At 67.2% G+C, this 17,380-nt stretch carries 20 protein-coding genes; 14 read left to right on the plus strand and 6 right to left on the minus strand.

Annotated elements, in window-relative coordinates:
• Positions 1 to 71: 71 nt before the first annotated feature.
• On the minus strand, positions 72 to 467 hold the full coding sequence (gene secG / locus ILT43_RS01165) for a preprotein translocase subunit SecG (protein WP_204193390.1): 396 nt from the start codon (positions 465 to 467) through the stop codon (positions 72 to 74).
• Between the two features lie 231 nt (positions 468 to 698).
• Between secG and ILT43_RS01170 the strand changes: the two genes are divergently transcribed.
• The 9 genes from ILT43_RS01170 to eda all read left to right on the plus strand — a co-directional run bounded on the left by ILT43_RS01170 (position 699) and on the right by eda (position 8,732).
• Positions 699 to 1,043, plus strand: coding sequence for a MarR family transcriptional regulator (locus ILT43_RS01170; protein WP_204193392.1), 345 nt, complete (start codon positions 699 to 701; stop codon positions 1,041 to 1,043).
• Positions 1,044 to 1,071: 28 nt separating this feature from the next.
• Positions 1,072 to 1,344: a hypothetical protein gene (locus ILT43_RS01175; protein WP_204193394.1), complete on the plus strand. Its 273-nt coding sequence runs from the start codon at positions 1,072 to 1,074 to the stop codon at positions 1,342 to 1,344.
• Complete coding sequence (gene argC, locus ILT43_RS01180) at positions 1,341 to 2,267, plus strand: N-acetyl-gamma-glutamyl-phosphate reductase (protein WP_204193395.1); 927 nt, start codon at positions 1,341 to 1,343, stop codon at positions 2,265 to 2,267. The genes ILT43_RS01175 and argC overlap by 4 nt, the downstream gene beginning before the upstream one ends.
• A gap of 10 nt (positions 2,268 to 2,277) precedes the next feature.
• On the plus strand, positions 2,278 to 3,741 hold the full coding sequence (zwf, locus tag ILT43_RS01185) for a glucose-6-phosphate dehydrogenase (RefSeq protein WP_204193397.1): 1,464 nt from the start codon (positions 2,278 to 2,280) through the stop codon (positions 3,739 to 3,741).
• Positions 3,742 to 3,874: 133 nt separating this feature from the next.
• A complete protein-coding gene (locus ILT43_RS01190; RefSeq protein WP_204193399.1) occupies positions 3,875 to 4,468 on the plus strand; it encodes a hypothetical protein in 594 nt (197 codons plus the stop codon).
• Between the two features lie 104 nt (positions 4,469 to 4,572).
• The gene (gene pgl, locus ILT43_RS01195; protein WP_204193401.1) at positions 4,573 to 5,277 is read left to right on the plus strand and encodes a 6-phosphogluconolactonase; all 705 of its coding nucleotides are present in this window, start codon (positions 4,573 to 4,575) and stop codon (positions 5,275 to 5,277) included.
• A 21-nt stretch (positions 5,278 to 5,298) separates the two neighbouring features.
• Positions 5,299 to 7,113 carry a phosphogluconate dehydratase gene (gene edd, locus ILT43_RS01200; protein WP_204193403.1) on the plus strand — a complete coding sequence of 605 codons (1,815 nt, stop codon included), beginning with the start codon at positions 5,299 to 5,301 and terminating at the stop codon, positions 7,111 to 7,113.
• 51 nt (positions 7,114 to 7,164) lie between these two features.
• A complete protein-coding gene (gene glk / locus ILT43_RS01205) occupies positions 7,165 to 8,133 on the plus strand; it encodes a glucokinase (RefSeq protein ID WP_204193404.1) in 969 nt (322 codons plus the stop codon).
• Positions 8,134 to 8,147: 14 nt separating this feature from the next.
• Entirely contained in the window at positions 8,148 to 8,732 is a 585-nt protein-coding gene (eda, locus tag ILT43_RS01210) for a bifunctional 4-hydroxy-2-oxoglutarate aldolase/2-dehydro-3-deoxy-phosphogluconate aldolase (protein ID WP_211534372.1), read from the plus strand.
• Positions 8,733 to 8,846: 114 nt separating this feature from the next.
• Here the strand turns inward: eda and mltG are convergent, their stop codons facing one another.
• The 5 genes from mltG to fabD all read right to left on the minus strand — a co-directional run bounded on the left by mltG (position 8,847) and on the right by fabD (position 13,269).
• Complete coding sequence (mltG, locus tag ILT43_RS01215) at positions 8,847 to 9,812, minus strand: endolytic transglycosylase MltG (RefSeq protein ID WP_204193407.1); 966 nt, start codon at positions 9,810 to 9,812, stop codon at positions 8,847 to 8,849.
• Positions 9,813 to 9,816: 4 nt separating this feature from the next.
• Entirely contained in the window at positions 9,817 to 11,076 is a 1,260-nt protein-coding gene (fabF, locus tag ILT43_RS01220) for a beta-ketoacyl-ACP synthase II (RefSeq protein ID WP_204193408.1), read from the minus strand.
• 103 nt (positions 11,077 to 11,179) lie between these two features.
• The gene (locus ILT43_RS01225) at positions 11,180 to 11,416 is read right to left on the minus strand and encodes an acyl carrier protein (RefSeq protein WP_055843503.1); all 237 of its coding nucleotides are present in this window, start codon (positions 11,414 to 11,416) and stop codon (positions 11,180 to 11,182) included.
• 119 nt (positions 11,417 to 11,535) lie between these two features.
• Positions 11,536 to 12,273 (minus strand): 3-oxoacyl-[acyl-carrier-protein] reductase, encoded by a 738-nt coding sequence (gene fabG, locus ILT43_RS01230; RefSeq protein ID WP_204193410.1) that lies wholly within the window; start codon positions 12,271 to 12,273, stop codon positions 11,536 to 11,538.
• A 36-nt stretch (positions 12,274 to 12,309) separates the two neighbouring features.
• The gene (gene fabD / locus ILT43_RS01235) at positions 12,310 to 13,269 is read right to left on the minus strand and encodes an ACP S-malonyltransferase (RefSeq protein ID WP_204193416.1); all 960 of its coding nucleotides are present in this window, start codon (positions 13,267 to 13,269) and stop codon (positions 12,310 to 12,312) included.
• A gap of 190 nt (positions 13,270 to 13,459) precedes the next feature.
• Between fabD and ILT43_RS01240 the strand changes: the two genes are divergently transcribed.
• From ILT43_RS01240 to ILT43_RS01260, 5 genes are all read left to right on the plus strand, one after another.
• Positions 13,460 to 13,870 (plus strand): RcnB family protein, encoded by a 411-nt coding sequence (locus ILT43_RS01240; RefSeq protein ID WP_425530285.1) that lies wholly within the window; start codon positions 13,460 to 13,462, stop codon positions 13,868 to 13,870.
• A 141-nt stretch (positions 13,871 to 14,011) separates the two neighbouring features.
• Positions 14,012 to 14,464, plus strand: coding sequence for a 30S ribosomal protein S6 (gene rpsF, locus ILT43_RS01245; RefSeq protein WP_204193418.1), 453 nt, complete (start codon positions 14,012 to 14,014; stop codon positions 14,462 to 14,464).
• Positions 14,464 to 14,688: a 30S ribosomal protein S18 gene (gene rpsR, locus ILT43_RS01250; RefSeq protein ID WP_007403456.1), complete on the plus strand. Its 225-nt coding sequence runs from the start codon at positions 14,464 to 14,466 to the stop codon at positions 14,686 to 14,688. Before rpsF ends, rpsR begins: the two co-directional genes overlap by 1 nt.
• Before the next feature lie 12 nt (positions 14,689 to 14,700).
• Complete coding sequence (gene rplI / locus ILT43_RS01255; RefSeq protein WP_204193420.1) at positions 14,701 to 15,309, plus strand: 50S ribosomal protein L9; 609 nt, start codon at positions 14,701 to 14,703, stop codon at positions 15,307 to 15,309.
• A gap of 144 nt (positions 15,310 to 15,453) precedes the next feature.
• On the plus strand, positions 15,454 to 17,349 hold the full coding sequence (locus ILT43_RS01260; protein ID WP_204193426.1) for a M48 family metallopeptidase: 1,896 nt from the start codon (positions 15,454 to 15,456) through the stop codon (positions 17,347 to 17,349).
• Positions 17,350 to 17,380 lie beyond the last annotated feature (31 nt).

The raw sequence follows: 17,380 nt of genomic DNA on the forward strand, positions 1-17,380 counted from the left end.
TTGGATGGGGCACGCGCGACAAGCGCCCGCGAACGTGCGCGGGCACCGGTCCGACGATTTGCGATGAAGTGTTAGTTGGCGAGCGGGACCGAGGCGTTGTCCGCCGGGCTGCCCGGACCGACCGCGACGGGCGCGCCGGCACCGGTCGTCACCTGACCCTTGGCCGGGGTGTTCGGCACCGCATTGTTCTGCGGTGCCGGCGCAGTTGGACGACGGGCCAGCGAGGTATCGATCGTCGTCACCCGGCGCGTCGCGGAATAGCCGGCGAGCACGATCGAGAACACGACGAACACCGTGGCCAGCACGGAGGTCGCCCGCGTCAGGAAATCGGCCGCACCGCGCGCGGACATCAGGCCCGACGGGCTGCCGCCCATACCGAGGCCGCCACCCTCCGACCGCTGCATCAGAATCACCGTGACGAGCGCCGCAGCGATGATGGCGTGGATGACGAGGAGGAAGACGAACATGGAGAACCCGGACAGCCAGTGAAGGGCGGCACATAGGCGACCCTTCCCCGTCTATCAACATAAACGCCCCGAATCCCTGCCTCACCCCCGAATCCCGCGGCAAGCGAGGAAACCTGCCGGTTACCGCGGCGTTATGACAACGAAACGAAGCCCGATCGGTGCGCCGTCGACCGGGTGGATTAGCGGAAGACCCCTGTGCCAGCATCCGATCCCCACGCTTTGGCTACCTGGATGACCGCCCTGGTCGATTATGTCCGTTCGGGTGAACCCGATCTGACCAATCGGCAGATGGCGCTGCTGCTGCTCGTGTACCTAAAACCGGGGCCGCATACGGTGCGCGGACTGGCGCGGGCGCTGAACGTCTCGAAGCCGGTCGTGACGCGCGCCTTGAACAGGCTGGGTACGCTCGGCTATCTCCGCCGCCAACGCGACGACAGCGACAAGCGCAATATCTTCGTCGCGCGTACTTCCGAGGGGGCAGAGTTTCTTGAAGAGTTCGGGCAATTCATCGGCGAAGGACAGCCCCCCGCCCCCCGCTCCGGCGCATCCAAGCGGCTCGTCGGGGCCGTCGCGTAACATTTTCGCGTTGGCCGGGAGGTCGGTCGTGCTCGATCCACGAACGCATGCGGTGCGGCCCGATCTTGCCGACGTCCGATTGGCAGATCGCGTATTCGCGCCGCATTATGCAGCGCCCGTCGAGCGGCGGCTGTCGACGGTGTCGCTCCTGCGCCTCGACCGCAAAGGTGATTCGGAAGTTCTGGCCGAGTTGGGTGCAGGCGATGCGTTCGAATTGCTCGACGTGATCGGCGATACGGCGTGGGGCGTTGCCCCCGGTCGCGGCCTGGTCGGCTATCTGCCCGTCGCGGCGCTCGCGTGACGAGCGTCTTCATCGACGGCGCGGCGGGCACGACGGGGCTCGATATCCGCGATCGACTGGCGGGACGGACCGACCTGTCGGTGGTCACGCTGGACGAGGCGCGGCGCAAGGACCCGTCGGCGCGCGCCGAGGCGTTGAACGATGCCGATTTCGTGATCCTGTGCCTGCCGGACGAGGCGGCCAAGGAAGCGGTGGCGCTGATCGCGAGCGATCGCCCCCGCGTGATCGACGCATCCTCCGCTCACCGGGTCGCGCCCGGCTGGACCTATGGTTTTCCCGAGCTTGAGCCCGACGGTGCGGATCACATTGCTGCCGCCAGGCGGGTGTCCAATCCGGGCTGCTATCCGACCGGCTTCCTTGCGCTGGTGCGGCCGCTGGTCCGTACCGGGTTATTGCCGGCGGACTGGCCGGTGACGGTCAACGCGGTGTCCGGCTATTCCGGCGGCGGCAAGGCGATGATCGCCGAATATGAGGATCAGGTGAGCCCGCCGTCGTTCCGCGCCTATGCACTCGATCTGGCGCACAAGCATGTGCCGGAGATGACGGTACATTCCGGGCTTTCACATGCACCGCTGTTCGCGCCTGCCGTCGCGGCGCTGCGTCAGGGGATGGTGGTGGAGGTGCCGCTCAACCTCGCCGCCATGCCGAACCGCCCGACCGTCGCTGCTGTGCGCGACGTGCTGGCGCGCGCCTATGCCGGACAACCGCTGGTCCGCGTCGCCGATGACGGGCTGAGCGGCATCGCGATCGAGGAGCATGCCGGCACCGACCGGTTGACCCTGCGCGTGCGCGGCAACGACGCCACCGGACAGGTGCGCCTGATCGCGACGCTCGACAACCTGGGCAAAGGTGCCGGCGGTGCCGCGGTCCAGAACCTCAATATCATGGCGGGGCTCGACCCCCTCGCCGGCCTCGTCTCCTGAAAGGTACGCCATGACGCGCAACCCCGTCGCCAAGCTGCTGCTGTTCGGTGCCACCGGCGATCTGGCGCAGCGCATGCTGCTGCCGTCGCTCTACGGGCTGCACGCGGACGGTCTGTTGCCGGACGGGCTGACGATCACCGGGTCGGCGCGGTCGGCCTATACCGACGAGGCGTACCGCGACTTCGCGAAGAAGGCGCTGGACGAGTTCCTGCCCGAGGATCGCAAGGACGAGGCCGCGGTCGGCGGCTTCCTCGAACGCCTGTTCTATCAGGCGATCGACCTGTCGGATCATTCCAGCTTCGGTCCGCTGGCGGAGAAGGTCGGCGACGTGTCGGGTGGCCTCGCCATCTACCTCTCGACCGCGCCTTCGTTGTTCGAGGCGGCGATCACCGGGCTGGAATCGGTCGGGCTTGCGGGTGAGACGGTGCGGATCGGGCTGGAAAAGCCGCTCGGTTACGACCTCGCGTCGAGCCGCGAGATCAACGATGCGGTCGCGGTCGGCTTTCCGGAAGAGCGCACGTTCCGTATCGACCATTATTTGGGCAAGGAGACGGTGCAGAACATCCTCGCGCTGCGTTTCGGCAATTCGTTCTTCGAGCCGGTGTGGAATGCGCAGGGCATCGACAACGTGCAGATTACGATCGCCGAGACGGTGGGGCTGGAGGAACGTGCCGGCTACTACGAAACCGCGGGCGCGCTGCGCGACATGGTGCAGAACCATATCCTGCAACTCGTCGCGCTGATCGCGATGGAGCCCCCTGCCCGGTTCGACGGCACCGCCATTCGCGACGAAAAGGCGAAGGTGTTCCGCAGCCTGCGCCTGATGACGCCGGAGGAGGCACCGAACTGCACCGTCACCGGCCAATATGGCGAGGGCGCGGTGAAGGGCGAGATCGTCCACAGCTACACCGACGAACTCGGCAAGCCGTCGACGACGGAGACGTTCGTCGCGATCAAGGCGCATGTCGACAACTGGCGGTGGCAGGGCGTGCCCTTCTACCTGCGCACCGGCAAGCGCATGGCCGCGCGCCGGTCGGAGATCGCGATCCAGTTCAAGCCGGTGCCGCACTCGATGTTCGGCAATCGCGGCGGGCTGTTGCAGCCCAATATGCTCATCATCCGGCTCCAGCCCGAAGAGTATGTGCAGTTGCTCGTGATGGCGAAGGAGCCCGGCCTCGATCGCGAGGGTATCCGCCTGCGCGAGGTGCCGCTGAATCTGTCGCTGGATTCCGAGTTCGCGGGTACGCGCCGCCGGATCGCCTACGAACGCCTGCTGCTCGACCTGATCGAGGGTGACCAGACGCTGTTCGTGCGCCGCGACGAGGTGGAGGCACAATGGACCTGGGTCGATGCGATCCGCGCCGGGTGGACCGCCAATGGTATGAAGCCGAAGGCGTATGCGTCGGGCAGCTGGGGGCCGAGCGCGGCCATCGCACTGACCGAACGCGATGGCGTGACCTGGCAGGACGACTGAGCCGATCGGTCGGCGGAACCGATCGCATCGCTACCGCTGGTGAACACTTGTTTCGCGTCGCAACGCTGCTAGCCTCCCGTGCTTGGAGAGTAGCAGGCGCATGTCATTCATCGTTCGGATCGTATCTCTGTCCGTGCTGGGGATTGCCGGCAGCTTGGCGAGCGCCGTCGCTGGTCAGCAGGCCCAGCAGCAGCCGGACGAGATTATCGTCGAGGCGCCCAAGGACGTCCGCCGGATGCAGGGGGGCGAATGGCAACTCGATCTTTCGCGATCCTATTATTTCGGCGCCATCGACACGAATTTGGACAAGATGCAGGCCACCGGGTCGAACCGGACGTGGCGCTTCTGCCTGCCCGACACCGATGTCGAGCCGCTATTGCGATTGCTCATCGGTCAGGGACGGATGGAATCGTCGGGAACGATGAATTGCCGTCCTCTCACGATCCGGCTCGGCAACGCCAAACTGAAGGCCGATCAGACCTGCACCGGCGGCACCATGACGGCATCGCAGCCCTCCGGCTTCCCTACCGTCACACCCGCTCGCGACGTCCTCACAGTGACAGGGCGATACGGTGCCACGCTTCTGAAGATGGACTTCGCCTCCCGCCGCGAACCCATAACGCCCGACCCAGCCTCCAGCGGAAGACCGGAAGGGCGGCGCTGGTCGATCAAGGGCAATCGCATCGGCGACTGCCGGCAGCAGCCGGTCGGCAGGCTCGACAGGTAGCGTCGCCGCGCCACGGCACCATCCATACGTATGCGGGTTCCCCCTTTCGCCCCATCCGTCTAACGGTCGCTCGACTGGCGCCGCAGGGCGCGACGGAGAGCCTGATGACCGAGATCGAGTGGTGGGATTACGAGGACGCGAGCGAGTTGGCCGATGCCATCGCCGGCGACGTGCAGTTCGTGATCGAGAGTGCGCTGGACGCCCGCGGGTCCGCGGTGATCGCGCTGGCGGGCGGTAAGACGCCCTTCCCGGCCTATGAAAAGCTGGCGCAGGCCAAGCTGGACTGGAAGAAGGTCACGATCATCCCGACCGACGAGCGGGTGGTGAAGCTGGGCGATCCGCTGTCGAACGTCACCGCGCTCGCCAAGATCTTCCTGCCGAAGGGTGCGCGGGTGATGCCGATCGTGCCCGAGGCGATGAAGGATTATAAGGCGGCGGGCCGCTCCGCCGACGCGCTGATGCAGGATTTGCACTGGCCGCTCGACTTCTGCATGCTGGGCATGGGGGGCGACGGCCACACCGCGTCGATCTTCCCCGGCGGCGATTTCGACGAGGCGATGAATGGGCCCAAGGAGCGCCGCGCGCTGGGTGTCATGCCCGACCCGCTGCCGCCCGAAGCCCCCGTCGCGCGCGTCACGCTGTCCAAGTCGGCGATCGCGTCGTCCAAGGCGCTGATGATCGCGATCACCGGCGACGCCAAGCGCAAGGTGCTGGAACAGGCGATCGAGCAGGGTCCGTCATCCCCCTACCCGATCGGCCGCGTGCTCGCCGATGTCGAACTCCCGATCGACGTCCACTGGAGCAAGTGAATTGGCACTGGAGCAAGTAGGATGATCCACGCCGCGGTCGCCGCCGTCACGCAGCGGATCGTCGAGCGGTCGCAGCCGGGGCGGCGCACCTATCTCGACCTGATCGATCGCGAACGCGAGAACGCGGTACGCCGGCCCAATCTGGGCTGCGCGAACCTGGCGCATGCCTATGCGGGGACCGACGAAGACCGCGAGGCGATGAAGGCCGATCGCGGCATGAACATCGGCCTCGTCACCGCGTACAACGACATGCTGTCGGCACATGCGGTCTATTATCGCTACCCCGAACAGATGAAGGTCTGGGCGCGCGAGGTCGGCGCGACGGCGCAGGTCGCGGGCGCGACGCCGGCGATGTGCGACGGCGTGACGCAGGGCTATGCCGGCATGGAACTGTCGCTGTTCAGCCGCGACACGATCGCGCTGTCGACGGCGGTGGCGCTGAGCCACGGCACGTTCGAGGGTGCGGCGCTGCTTGGTATCTGCGACAAGATCGTGCCCGGCCTGTTGATGGGCGCCCTGCGCTTCGGGCATCTGCCGACGATCCTGATCCCCGGCGGGCCGATGCCTACCGGCCTGCCGAACAAGGCCAAGGCGGCGGTGCGCGAGCGCTTCGCGGTCGGGGACGCCAGCCGCGAGGAACTGCTGGACGCGGAGATCCAGGCCTATCACGGCAAGGGTACCTGCACCTTCTACGGCACCGCCAACACCAACCAGATGATGATGGAAGTGATGGGCCTGCACATGCCGGGTGCCGCGTTCGTCAATCCCGGCACCAAGCTGCGCCAGGAACTGACGCGCGCGGCGGTCCACCGGCTGGCGGCTATCGGCCAGCGCGGCGACGAGTATCGCCCGCTCGGCTGGTGCGTCGACGAGCGATCGATCGTCAACGCCGCGGTTGGTTTGCTGGCGACCGGCGGCTCGACGAACCACCTGATGCACATCCCCGCCATCGCTCGCGCGGCGGGGATCGTGATCGACTGGGAGGATTTCGACCGGCTGTCGGCGGCGGTGCCGCTGATCGCGCGCGTCTATCCCAATGGCTCCGCCGACGTGAATGCCTTCGAGGCGGCGGGCGGGATGCCCTTCGTGATCCGCGAGCTGATCGGCGCTGGATATCTGCACGACGACATCATGACGGTGTCGGGTGAAAGCCTGTCCGCTTACGGTGCGAAGCCGGGTATGGATGGCGATGCGCTGACATGGACCGATCCCGGTGCGAGCGGCGACGAGACGATCCTGCGACCGGTCGCGCAACCCTTCTCCGCCGATGGCGGCATGCGCATTCTCGCGGGGAATATCGGCCGTGCCTGCATCAAGGTGTCGGCGGTCGACCGCGAGCGCTGGGTGATCGAGGCACCCGCCCGCGTGTTCGACGACCAGCTGGACGTGATCGCGGCGTTCCAGCGTGGCGAGCTGGAACAGGATGTCGTGGTCGTCGTTCGTTTTCAGGGTCCGCGCGCGAACGGGATGCCCGAACTGCACAAGCTGACGCCGCCCCTCGGCGTGCTCCAGAACCGCGGCTTCAAGGTCGCGCTGGTGACCGATGGCCGCATGTCGGGGGCGAGCGGCAAGGTGCCGTGCGCGATCCATTGTTCGCCCGAAGCGCTGGGCGGTGGCGCGATCGGCCGCATCCGCAACGGCGACATGATCCGGGTCGATGCGGTGTCGGGCATGCTGACGGCGCTGGTCGACGCGGCCGAGTGGGAGGCGCGGACGCTCGACGCCGCACCACCGCCCGCGACGGGCTTCGGCCGCGAGCTGTTCGGGATGTTCCGCGCGCAGGCAGACGAGGCGGAAAAGGGTGCGTCGGCGGTTCTGGCCGGCGCGGGGCTCTGAGCGGCCGAACGGCCTGAAGACAATAAGCCGTAATAACAGGAGAGTGACGGCATGGAGATGGTGGCAGTCGACCTCGGCGGTACGCACGCGCGGTTCGCGATCGCGGAGGTCGAGGACGGCCGCGTCGTCAGCCTGGGGGATGTGGTGACGCAGAAGACGGCGGAACACGCGTCGCTGCAAACCGCGTGGCAGGCGTATGAGGCGCAGCACGGCAAACCCCTGCCCCGCTTTGCCGGCATCTCCATCGCGGGGCCGATCACCGGCGACGTCATTCGCCTGACCAACAATCCCTGGGTGATCCGACCGTCGTTGATTCACGAGCGGCTGAACGTCGACAAATGGACCGTGGTCAACGACTTCGCGGCGGTCGGCCATGCCGTAGCGCAGCTGTCGGACGATGATTTCGTCCACCTGTGCGGCCCGGACATATCCTTGCCGAAAAAGGGCGTGACCACCGTGTGTGGACCAGGCACCGGGCTCGGCGTCGCGCAGGTGCTGAAGACCGACAGCCGTTATCACGTCCTGCCGACCGAGGGCGGACACATCGACTACGCGCCGCTCGACACGATCGAGGATGCCATCACGAAGCGGCTGCGCAGGACCTTCACACGCGTCTCGTGCGAGCGAATCGTCGCAGGGCCGGGCATCGTGGCGATCTACGAGACGCTGGCCGAACTCGAAGGACGCGCGGTGCCGAGCCGGGACGACAAGACGATCTGGGCGGAGGCGCTGGACGGGACCGACTCGATCGCCCTCGCCGCGCTCGACCGGTTCTGCCTCGCGCTCGGCGCGGTCGCGGGCGACCTGGCGCTGGCGCAGGGTGCGAATTCGGTGGTCATCGCGGGCGGGCTCGGCCTGCGGATCAAGGACAAGCTGCTACGGTCCGGCTTCGACCAGCGCTTCGTCGCCAAGGGTCGGTTCCAGTCGATGATGGCCGGAATGCCCGTCAAGCTCATCACCCATCCCCAGCCCGGCCTGTTCGGTGCCGCGGCCGCCTTCGCGCAGGAGCATAGCCAGTGACCATTCTCGACATCATGCGCACCAGCGCCGTCATCCCTGTACTGGTGATCGACGATGCCGCGATCGCCCGCCCGCTGGCGGAAGCGCTGGTCGCCGGCGGCCTGCGCGTGCTGGAAGTGACGATGCGTACCCCCGCCGCGATCGATGCGATCGTGGAGATGAAGAAGGTGGAGGGCGCGATCGTCGGGGCGGGGACCGTCGTCAACACCGACCAGTTCGAACAGGTGATGGGGGTCGGTGCGGAGTTCATCGTGTCGCCCGGTTTGTCCGAGCGGCTCGGCGACGTGATCGTCCGCTCCGGCGTGCCGTTCCTGCCCGGCATCGCGACGGCGGGCGACATCATGCGCGGGTTGGACATGGGCCTGACCGAGTTCAAGTTCTTTCCCGCGGAGACGAGCGGCGGCCTGAAGGCGCTGAAGGCGCTTGCCGCGCCGTTCAACCAGTGCCGGTTCTGCCCAACCGGTGGCGTGACCGAGGCGAGCGCGCGCGACTGGCTGGCGTTCGGGCCAGTCGAGTGCGTGGGGGGGAGCTGGGTGACCGGCGGCACGATGGCCGAGGTCGAGGCGAAGGCGCGTTCGGCGGCGGCGTTGCGGGGATAACTCCTTCTCGCTCCCCTCCCGCTCGCGGGCGGGGAGGGTTTCTCCACCAGCTACGCGCGTGCAGCGAAAACCTCTCCCGGCATCTCCCGAAATGGAAGCGAGCTAGCGTTCGCCTTACATCTCCCCGCGCGACCGCCTGATCGCGTACCATTTCTGCACGTTGGCATTATGCTGCGGCAGCGTGTCGGCGAAGACATGCCCCCCGGTGCCGTCCGCGACGAAGTACAGCGCCCGGCTCGGTGCGGGATCGAGGACTGCGTCGATCGAGGCACGACCCGGATTGGCGATCGGGCCGGCCGGCAGGCCGGCGCTGGCATAGGTGTTGTAGCCGTTCTTCGCCCGCAGTTCCGACACGCGGATGCGCCGGCCGAGCGGGCGCCCCTTGGTGATCGGGTAGATCACGGTCGGATCGGCCTGAAGCGGCATGCCGATGCGCAGGCGGTTGCCGTAAACCGCCGCGACGGTGCGGCGTTCGGCGGGCTTGCCGGTTTCCTTCTCGACGATCGAGGCAAGGATGATCGCCTGTTCGGGCGTCGTGACGGCGATGCCGGGCTTGCGCTTCGCCCATGCCGTGGCGAGGTAATCGCGCATCGCCTTCTGCATGCGCGCCACCACCGCCGCGCGCGTATCGCCGCGTTGATAGGCGTAGCTGTCGGGCAGCACCGAACCCTCGCGTGGCACGGCGACGTCCCCGGTGAGCCCGTCGGCACGGGCGACGGCGTCATGCACCAGCACCGACGGATATCCCTCCGGCACCGCGACGAGGCGCTGGCGGACCTTGCCCTCCTCCAGCAGCGTCAGGATGTCCGACTGGCTCGCACCTGCCGGGATCGCATACTCGCCCGCCTTGATCGACCCCCCGCCGCCGAATACCCGCGCGAACAGCCGGAACCGCGAGGCGGAGCGGATTGCGCCGGCCTTCTCCAGTTCGGTCGCGGCGCGGGCGAGGCTCGCCCCCTCCGGCACCACGACCGCGAGCGGCTTGTCGGACGGCCCCGCCCCCGCCCACATATTCGTCGCGACAAGGGCGCCGACGACAATGGCTGCGATCAGCAGGACGAGGCAGCCGAGTTTGCGCATCGGATCAGATCGCGCGCATCACCAGCGACGCGTTGGTGCCGCCGAAGCCGAACGAGTTGTTCAACACCGCCTTCACCGAGCGCTTCTTGGCGACATGCGGCACGAGATCGACGCCGACGCAGCTGTCGCTGGGATTGTCGAGGTTGAGCGTCGGCGGCACGATCTGATCGCGCATCGCGAGGATGCAGAAGATCGACTCGACCGCGCCAGCGCCGCCGAGCAGATGCCCGATCGCCGACTTGGTCGACGACATCGATACCGTCTGCATGGCATCGCCGAACAGCCGCCGCACCGCGCCCAGTTCCAGCTCGTCGCCCATCGGCGTCGAGGTGCCGTGCGCGTTGATATAATCGATGTCCTTGGGCTCCAGACCGGCCTTCTTCAGCGCCATCTGCATCGACCGGAACGCGCCGTCGCCCTCCGGATGCGGCGCGGTGACATGATAGGCGTCGCCCGACAGGCCGTAACCGATCACCTCGGCATAGATCTTCGCACCGCGCGCCTTGGCGTGCTCATACTCTTCGAGGCAGACGATGCCGGCGCCCTCGCCCATCACGAAGCCGTCGCGGTCCTTATCGTAGGGACGCGACGCCTTTTCGGGCTGGTCGTTGAACGCCGTCGACAGTGCGCGAGCCTGTGCGAACCCGGCGATGCCGAGCGGGCAGACCGTGCTCTCCGCACCGCCCGCCAGCATCACGTCGGCATCGTCCATCGCGATCATTCGCGCGGCGTCGCCGATCGCGTGCGCGCCGGTCGAGCAGGCCGTGACGACCGCGTGGTTCGGCCCGCGCAGGCCGTATTTGATCGAAACCTGCCCGGAGATGAGGTTGATAAGGCGGCCGTGAACGAAGTGCGGCGATACGCGGCGCGGGCCCTTCTCGTGCAGTACCAGCGACTCGCTCTCGATCCCTGGCAGCCCGCCGATGCCCGACCCGATCGAACAGCCCGCGCGCCAGCTTTCCTCGACCGTCATCTCGGTCAGGCCGGCATCCTCCAGGGCCTGTCCGGCGGCGTCGATTCCGTAGACGATGAAGGGATCGACCTGGCGCTGGACCTTGTGGTCGACGCGCTTGCCGGGATCGAAGCCATATTCGTGGTCCGGGCGCTTCACTTCGCAGGCGATGCGACACACCTGGTCGGACGCGTCGAAGCGCGTGATCGGGCCGGCGCCCGACTTGCCCGCCAATATGTTCGCCCAGGCCGTCTCGACGTCCGCGCCGAGCGGCGTCACGAGGCCCAATCCGGTCACGACGACACGCCGCATGCTCTTACTCCATTCCGTTCATACCAAAACGGCCTCCCGCCCTCTACGCGGGGACGGGAAGCCGTTCGGAACCCCTGCCCTATGGGCCGGGTCTGTCAGTATCTTACGACTTGTGCTCGTCGATGTACGTGATCGCGTCCTTGACGGTCGTGATCTTCTCGGCGGCGTCGTCGGGGATCTCGACCCCGAACTCTTCCTCGAAGGCCATCACCAGCTCGACGATGTCGAGGCTGTCTGCGCCCAGATCGTCGATGAAGCTCGCGTCCTCGGTCACCTTGTCGGCCTCGACGCCGAGATGCTCGACGACGATCTTCTTCACGCGGTCGGCGGTCTCGCTCATGGTAGTCCCTCTTCGTTTCGTAGAGTGTTGTAGTTTCCTGAACGCACGTAGAACGCAGGGGATGCGCTGGCAAGAGCATGTCTGGCGCGCATCCGGCACGTCCTGTGGTGCTGAGCGCTTCAGATCATCGCCATGCCGCCGTTGACGTGGATGGTCTGACCGGTGACGTAGCCGGCCTCGCGGCTGGCGAGATAGACGACGGCGGCGGCGATGTCCTCACCGGTGCCCAGATCGCCCGCCGGAATGCGCTGCGTCAGCGCGGCCTTCTGCGCCTCGGGCAAGCCGTCGGTCATCGCCGAGCGGATGAAGCCGGGGGCGACGCAGTTGACGGTGATGTTGCGGCTGGCCAGCTCCTGCGCCAGCGCCTTGGACATGCCGACAAGGCCGGCCTTGGACGCGGCATAGTTCGCCTGCCCCGGATTGCCGGTCTGGCCGACGACGGACGTGATCGACACGACGCGCCCGAACCGCGCCTTCATCATCGGCTTGGCCGCCGCACGGATCAGGCGGAACGCGGCCTCCAGATTGACGCGGATGACGGTATCCCACTCCTCGTCCTTCATCCGCATCGCGAGATTGTCGCGGGTGACGCCGGCGTTGTTGACGAGGATGTCGAGCCGCCCGAGCTTCGCCACCGCCTGCGGCACCAGCGCATCGACCTGCGCGGCATCGGACAGGTCGCACGCCAGCGCGACGTGATCGCCGCCCAGCGTCTCCAGAAACGCCTCCAGCTTGGCGACGTTGGACCCCGAGACGGCAAGGCGCGCGCCCTGCGCCGCCAACCCCCGCGCGATCGCGGAGCCGATCCCGCCGGATGCCCCGGTAACGAGGGCGGTCATACCTGTGAGATCGAACATGTGCTTCTCCAGCTTAGCTTGCAGTCCGACGAGTGATCACAGCTTCTTCAGCAATTGCTCGACATCGTCCATCGTCACGACGCTGATCGCGTCGACGTCGGGGGCGATGCGCTTGACCATCGGGGTCAGGACCTTGCCACCGAACTCGACGAACTGCGTCACGCCCGCCTCGGCCATCGCCAGCACCGATTCGCGCCAGCGGACCACGCCCGTCACCTGCTGGACGAGCGCAACGCGGATCGCGCCGGGGTCGGCGATCGCGACCGCATCGACGTTGGCGAAGACAGGGACCAACGGCGCGGAGATCTTCGCCTCCGCCAGCGCGGCGTCCATCGCGTCGGCGGCGGGCTGCATCAGCGGGCAATGGAACGGGGCGGATACGGGCAGCAGCACCGCGCGCTTCGCGCCCAGTTCCTTCGCCAGCGCCACCGCGCGCTCGACGGCGGTACGATGCCCGGAGATCACCACCTGCGACGGATCGTTGTCGTTCGCGACGGTGCAGACCAGCTCCTCACCGCCCTCCGCCAGGATCGCATCGACCGCCGCGCCGGCGATCGTGCGTGCCTTGTCGAGGTCGGCGCCGAGCAGGGCCGCCATCGCCCCCTCGCCCACCGGCACCGCCGCCTGCATCGCGCGGCCGCGCAGCTTCAGCAGGCGTGCCGTCGTCGGCAGGTCGAACGCCTTCGCCGCCGCCAGTGCGCTGTATTCTCCGAGGGAATGGCCCGCGACATAGTCCGCCTTGTCGGACAGGCTGACGCCCGCCTCCCGCTCCAGCACCGCCAGAGTCGCCAAGGCATTCGCCATGATCGCGGGCTGGGCGTTCTCCGTCAGCGTCAGGTCGTCGGCAGGACCGTCGCTCATCAGCCGGAACAGATGCTGGCCCAGCGCCTCGTCGACCTCCTGAAACACCGCGCGGGCCGCGGGGCTGGCGTCGTTCAGCGCCTTGCCCATGCCGACCGCCTGGCTGCCCTGTCCGGGAAAGATGAACGCGCGCATCGGCCTCTCCTGATGTCCGTGAAGCGCGCGCCATTACGGCCCGGCGCGGGGGGAGGCAACCTGAACGATGCCGACGCACCTGCGACAGATCGCGACCATTTCGCGCCTCCGCGTCGCTAGGTCTGCGACAATCGGGGCCCATTTCACTTTGGACGCCGAGAGACACGGCGCCGCATTCATCGGGAGACAGATCATGAAGACATTCCTCCTCGCCGCCCTCGCCGCGACGATCGCCACCGGCCCCGTGATGGCCAGTGCCGCCGAAGCGGCTCCGGCCCAGCAGCGTCGCGAGACGGTGGTCGTCAGCGAGCGCGACAATGGCCGCCGCACCGTGACGAAGCGTACCGTCGTCCGCGAGCAATATGGTCGGGACTATGGTCAGCAGCGTGGGCTGCGGGCGAACCAGTATCGCAACTGGCGCAAGGGCGAGCGGTTCGACCGCCGCTATGCCCGCAACTATCGCCAGATCGATTACCGCCAGTATCGCGGCCTGCGCGCCCCGCCCCGCGGCTATCGTTACTATCAGTCGGGCAACGATGCGGTGCTGGTCGCCGTCGCCAGCGGCGTCATCGCCGCGGTGATCGCCGGTGCGGTGCGGTAAGGCTTGCCTTTCGACCGCGTTGGTATAAGGACGCGAACAGATCGGGTGGGGAGCGTGGCTTCCCACCCTTTCCGTATGAAGACAGCCGGAGGGGCGACCGCACGGGGCGGCGTCAGCGATCGGCCAACATGAAGGTAAGACATGGCTCTATACGAGCACGTGTTCCTTGCGCGCCAGGATCTGGCACAGGCGCAGGTGGACGCGCTGGCGGAAGCCGCCACCAAGATCGTGCAGGACAATCAGGGCAAGGTCGTGAAGACCGAGACCTGGGGTCTCCGTTCGCTGGCGTACAAGATCGCCAAGAACCGCAAGGCGCATTACGTCATGCTCGAGATCGACGCGCCCGCGGGCGTGGTCGCCGAGCTGGAGCGTCAGACCCAGATCAACGAAGACGTGATCCGATTCATGACCGTCCGCGTGGACGAGCTGGAGGAAGGCCCGTCGGCGATGATGCGCAAGCAGGAGCGCGACCGTGAGCGTCGTGGCGACCGTGAGGGTGGCCGTGACGGCGGCCCGCGCGGCGATCGCCCGGACCGTGGTGGCGATCGTGGTGATCGTGCGCCCCGTCGTGACCGTGAAGAGGAGGCCGCATAATGGCTCGCCCGTTTTTCCGTCGTCGCAAGAGCTGCCCCTTCTCCGCCAAGGACGCACCGCGGATCGACTATAAGGACGTCCGTCTGCTGCAGGGCTTCGTGTCCGAGCGTGGCAAGATCGTGCCGTCGCGCATCACCTCGGTGAGCGCCAAGAAGCAGCGCGAGCTCGCCCAGGCGATCAAGCGTGCGCGTCATCTGGGCCTCCTGCCCTACGTCGTGAAGTAAGGAGTCCGGGATATGGACGTTATTCTGCTTGAGCGCGTCGAGAAGCTCGGCGCCATCGGCGACGTGGTGAAGGTGAAGGACGGGTTCGCCCGCAACTTCCTGCTGCCGCGCAAGAAGGCGCTGCGCGCCAACGAGTCGAACAAGAAGGTTTTCGAGGCCAACCGCGCGCGCATCGAGGCCGACAACGCTTCGCGTCGTTCGGACGCCGAGAAGGACGCCGGTTCGTTCAAGGACGCATCGGTCACCCTGATCCGTCAGGCATCGAACACCGGTCAGCTGTACGGCTCGGTCGCGGTTCGCGATCTGATCGAGGCTCTGGAAGCCGACGGCCACAAGGTCGCCAAGAACCAGATCGTCCTCGACAAGCCGATCAAGTCGATCGGCGTGTACGAGGTCAAGGTCGCGCTGCACCCGGAAGTGTCGGTGGCCGTCAAGGTCAACGTCGCGCGCTCGCCCGAAGAGGCCGAGATGCAGGCGCAGGGCGTCGATGTCATGGCATCGATGTTCGAGCGTGACGAGGCCGGCTTCACCGAGGATTACGATCCGAACGCCGAGCCGGGCGCGACCGCCGAGGTCCAGTCCGACGACGCACGTGCGGACGGGGAGCAGGCGCAGGGCTGATCGCCCGACGCCCTTCTAGCCTAGGAACAGGCCGCCCGGAGCAATCCGGGCGGCCTTTTTCGTGCCGGCGTGGCACGGGAAGACCAAGGCGCGGGCTTGATCGACGATCCTTGCCCGCGGCATGGTCCGCACCGGGGGGCGACGATGAAGACGATCTCGGTGGGGGAGCCGCCTCAACAGGGCTGGGGACAAACGATCGCGCTCGATCCGCGTCACGGACCGATGATCGCGCGGCTCGAGCAGTTCGCGGCGCGCGACGGCGACGGCTATCGACGGCGTGTCGTGGCGGCGGGTCTTGTCGCCTATGTGGTCTTGACCACCCTGCTCGCGCTTCTGGTCGGACTGACGGTGTTGATGGTCATCCTGATCGTGACCACCGGCAAGGGTGCCGCCGTCGCATTGAAATTCGCCTTCGTCTTCGGAGCGCTGGCCTTCGGGTTGGTTCGCGCCTTGTGGGTTCCGCGTGTGGCGCCGGACGGCATCGCGCTCTCCGCAAGCGAGTCCCCGGACCTGTTCGCGATGGTCGATCGGGTCAGGTGTGCAACCGGCGGACCGCCGATCCACGCGATCCGGCTGACCGATCAGATGAACGCCGCGATCACGCAGGAAGCGCGGTTCGTCATCGTCGGCGCGCGAAACACCCTCTATCTTGGTCTTCCCTTATTGCAGGCATTGACCTCTGATGAGGTCGCCGGGGTCATTGCGCACGAGTTCGGCCATTTCGTCGGGAAGCATGGTCACTCGTCGGGCTTCGTCTATCGCATCCGCCGGCGCTGGGCGCAGATCGCGGAACGGATGCCCGACGGAATCGTATCGGGTCTGCTCCGCCGGTTCTTCAGGTGGTATGGGCCGTGGTTCGCATCCTACAGCTTCGTGCTGGCGCGGCAGCAGGAGTATGAGGCCGACGCGGTCGCGGCGCGAGCGACGAGCGCGGAGACCATTGCCAACGCGCTTATCAGGATCACCGTTCAGTCCGTCCGCTATGGCAGCGCGTGGTCCGCGATCTGGAGCCAATCGGTCGAACGGGACGATCCTCTCGCGTCTCCCCACGACACAGCGGCCAGCGTATTCCAGATGGAGGATGATGCCGATCGGGACGTGCTGGACCGCGAGTTGCGGGCCGAGGCCGATCTCGACGACACGCACCCGACGCTGGCGCAACGCCTTCACGCACTGGGTCGCAGCGCAACCTTGCCGCCCCCTCTCGCCACGCCGGCCGTGACGCTGCTGGGGCCGGCGCTGCCTCTCGCGACGACGCAGTTCGATGCGGAGTGGCATGATTGGGCGGACGATGTGTGGAAGCACGACTATCGCGAACGGCAGGAGGAACGCGCAGAACAGGCGGCGCTGGCGGAGCGGATCACGGTGGGTGAGACCGAGCGGGAGGCGCTGTATCGGCATGCCTGGCTGACCGAGCGGCTGGACGGCGCGGAACCGGCGGCGCGCGCCTATGCGATCGTGCTCCGCCACCACCCGGACGCGCAGGATGCGCGGTTCCGCTACGGCGACATGCTGCTTGATCTCGATGACGAGGCGGGCACAGCAATTTTACTGGAGGCGGGACACGCCGAGCCGGAGCTGTTACCCCACGCCTATCGCCGGATCATCGACTTCCGCCGCGCTCAAGGGCGGGACGCGGAAGCCTATCTGCCGTTACTGGCACAGGCCGAGGCGGCCGAAGCGCTGGCGACCGCCGAGGCCAATGCCATCGACGAAACCGCCCGCCTGCGCGCGGCGGACGAAGCCCTTCGCGAGCGGGTTTCGGCACTGGTCGCAGACGTGGAGGGAGTGGCCGCGCTTCACGTCGCCGTGCGTGACCTGACTCACACCTCCAAGCCGCAGACCGTCTTCGTTTTTACAGCCGCCCACGGTTACACGGGAGTCGGGGTGCTCGACAGACTCGTGGATGCCATGCTGCCTGCCGGCGACTTGATCGGCATCGAGATGAGTCGCAGCCGACGCTGGCTGACGAAGCGGATCAAGGCACTGCCGAACAGCAGGATCATCGATCGCAAACAGTCGCGCTTTCCCTGGATGTAGAAAGGGGCGCCGGTCACCCGACGCCCCCCAA

The sequence above is a fragment of the Sphingomonas longa genome, from assembly GCF_016892685.1.
GTDB lineage: Bacteria > Pseudomonadota > Alphaproteobacteria > Sphingomonadales > Sphingomonadaceae > Sphingomonas > Sphingomonas longa.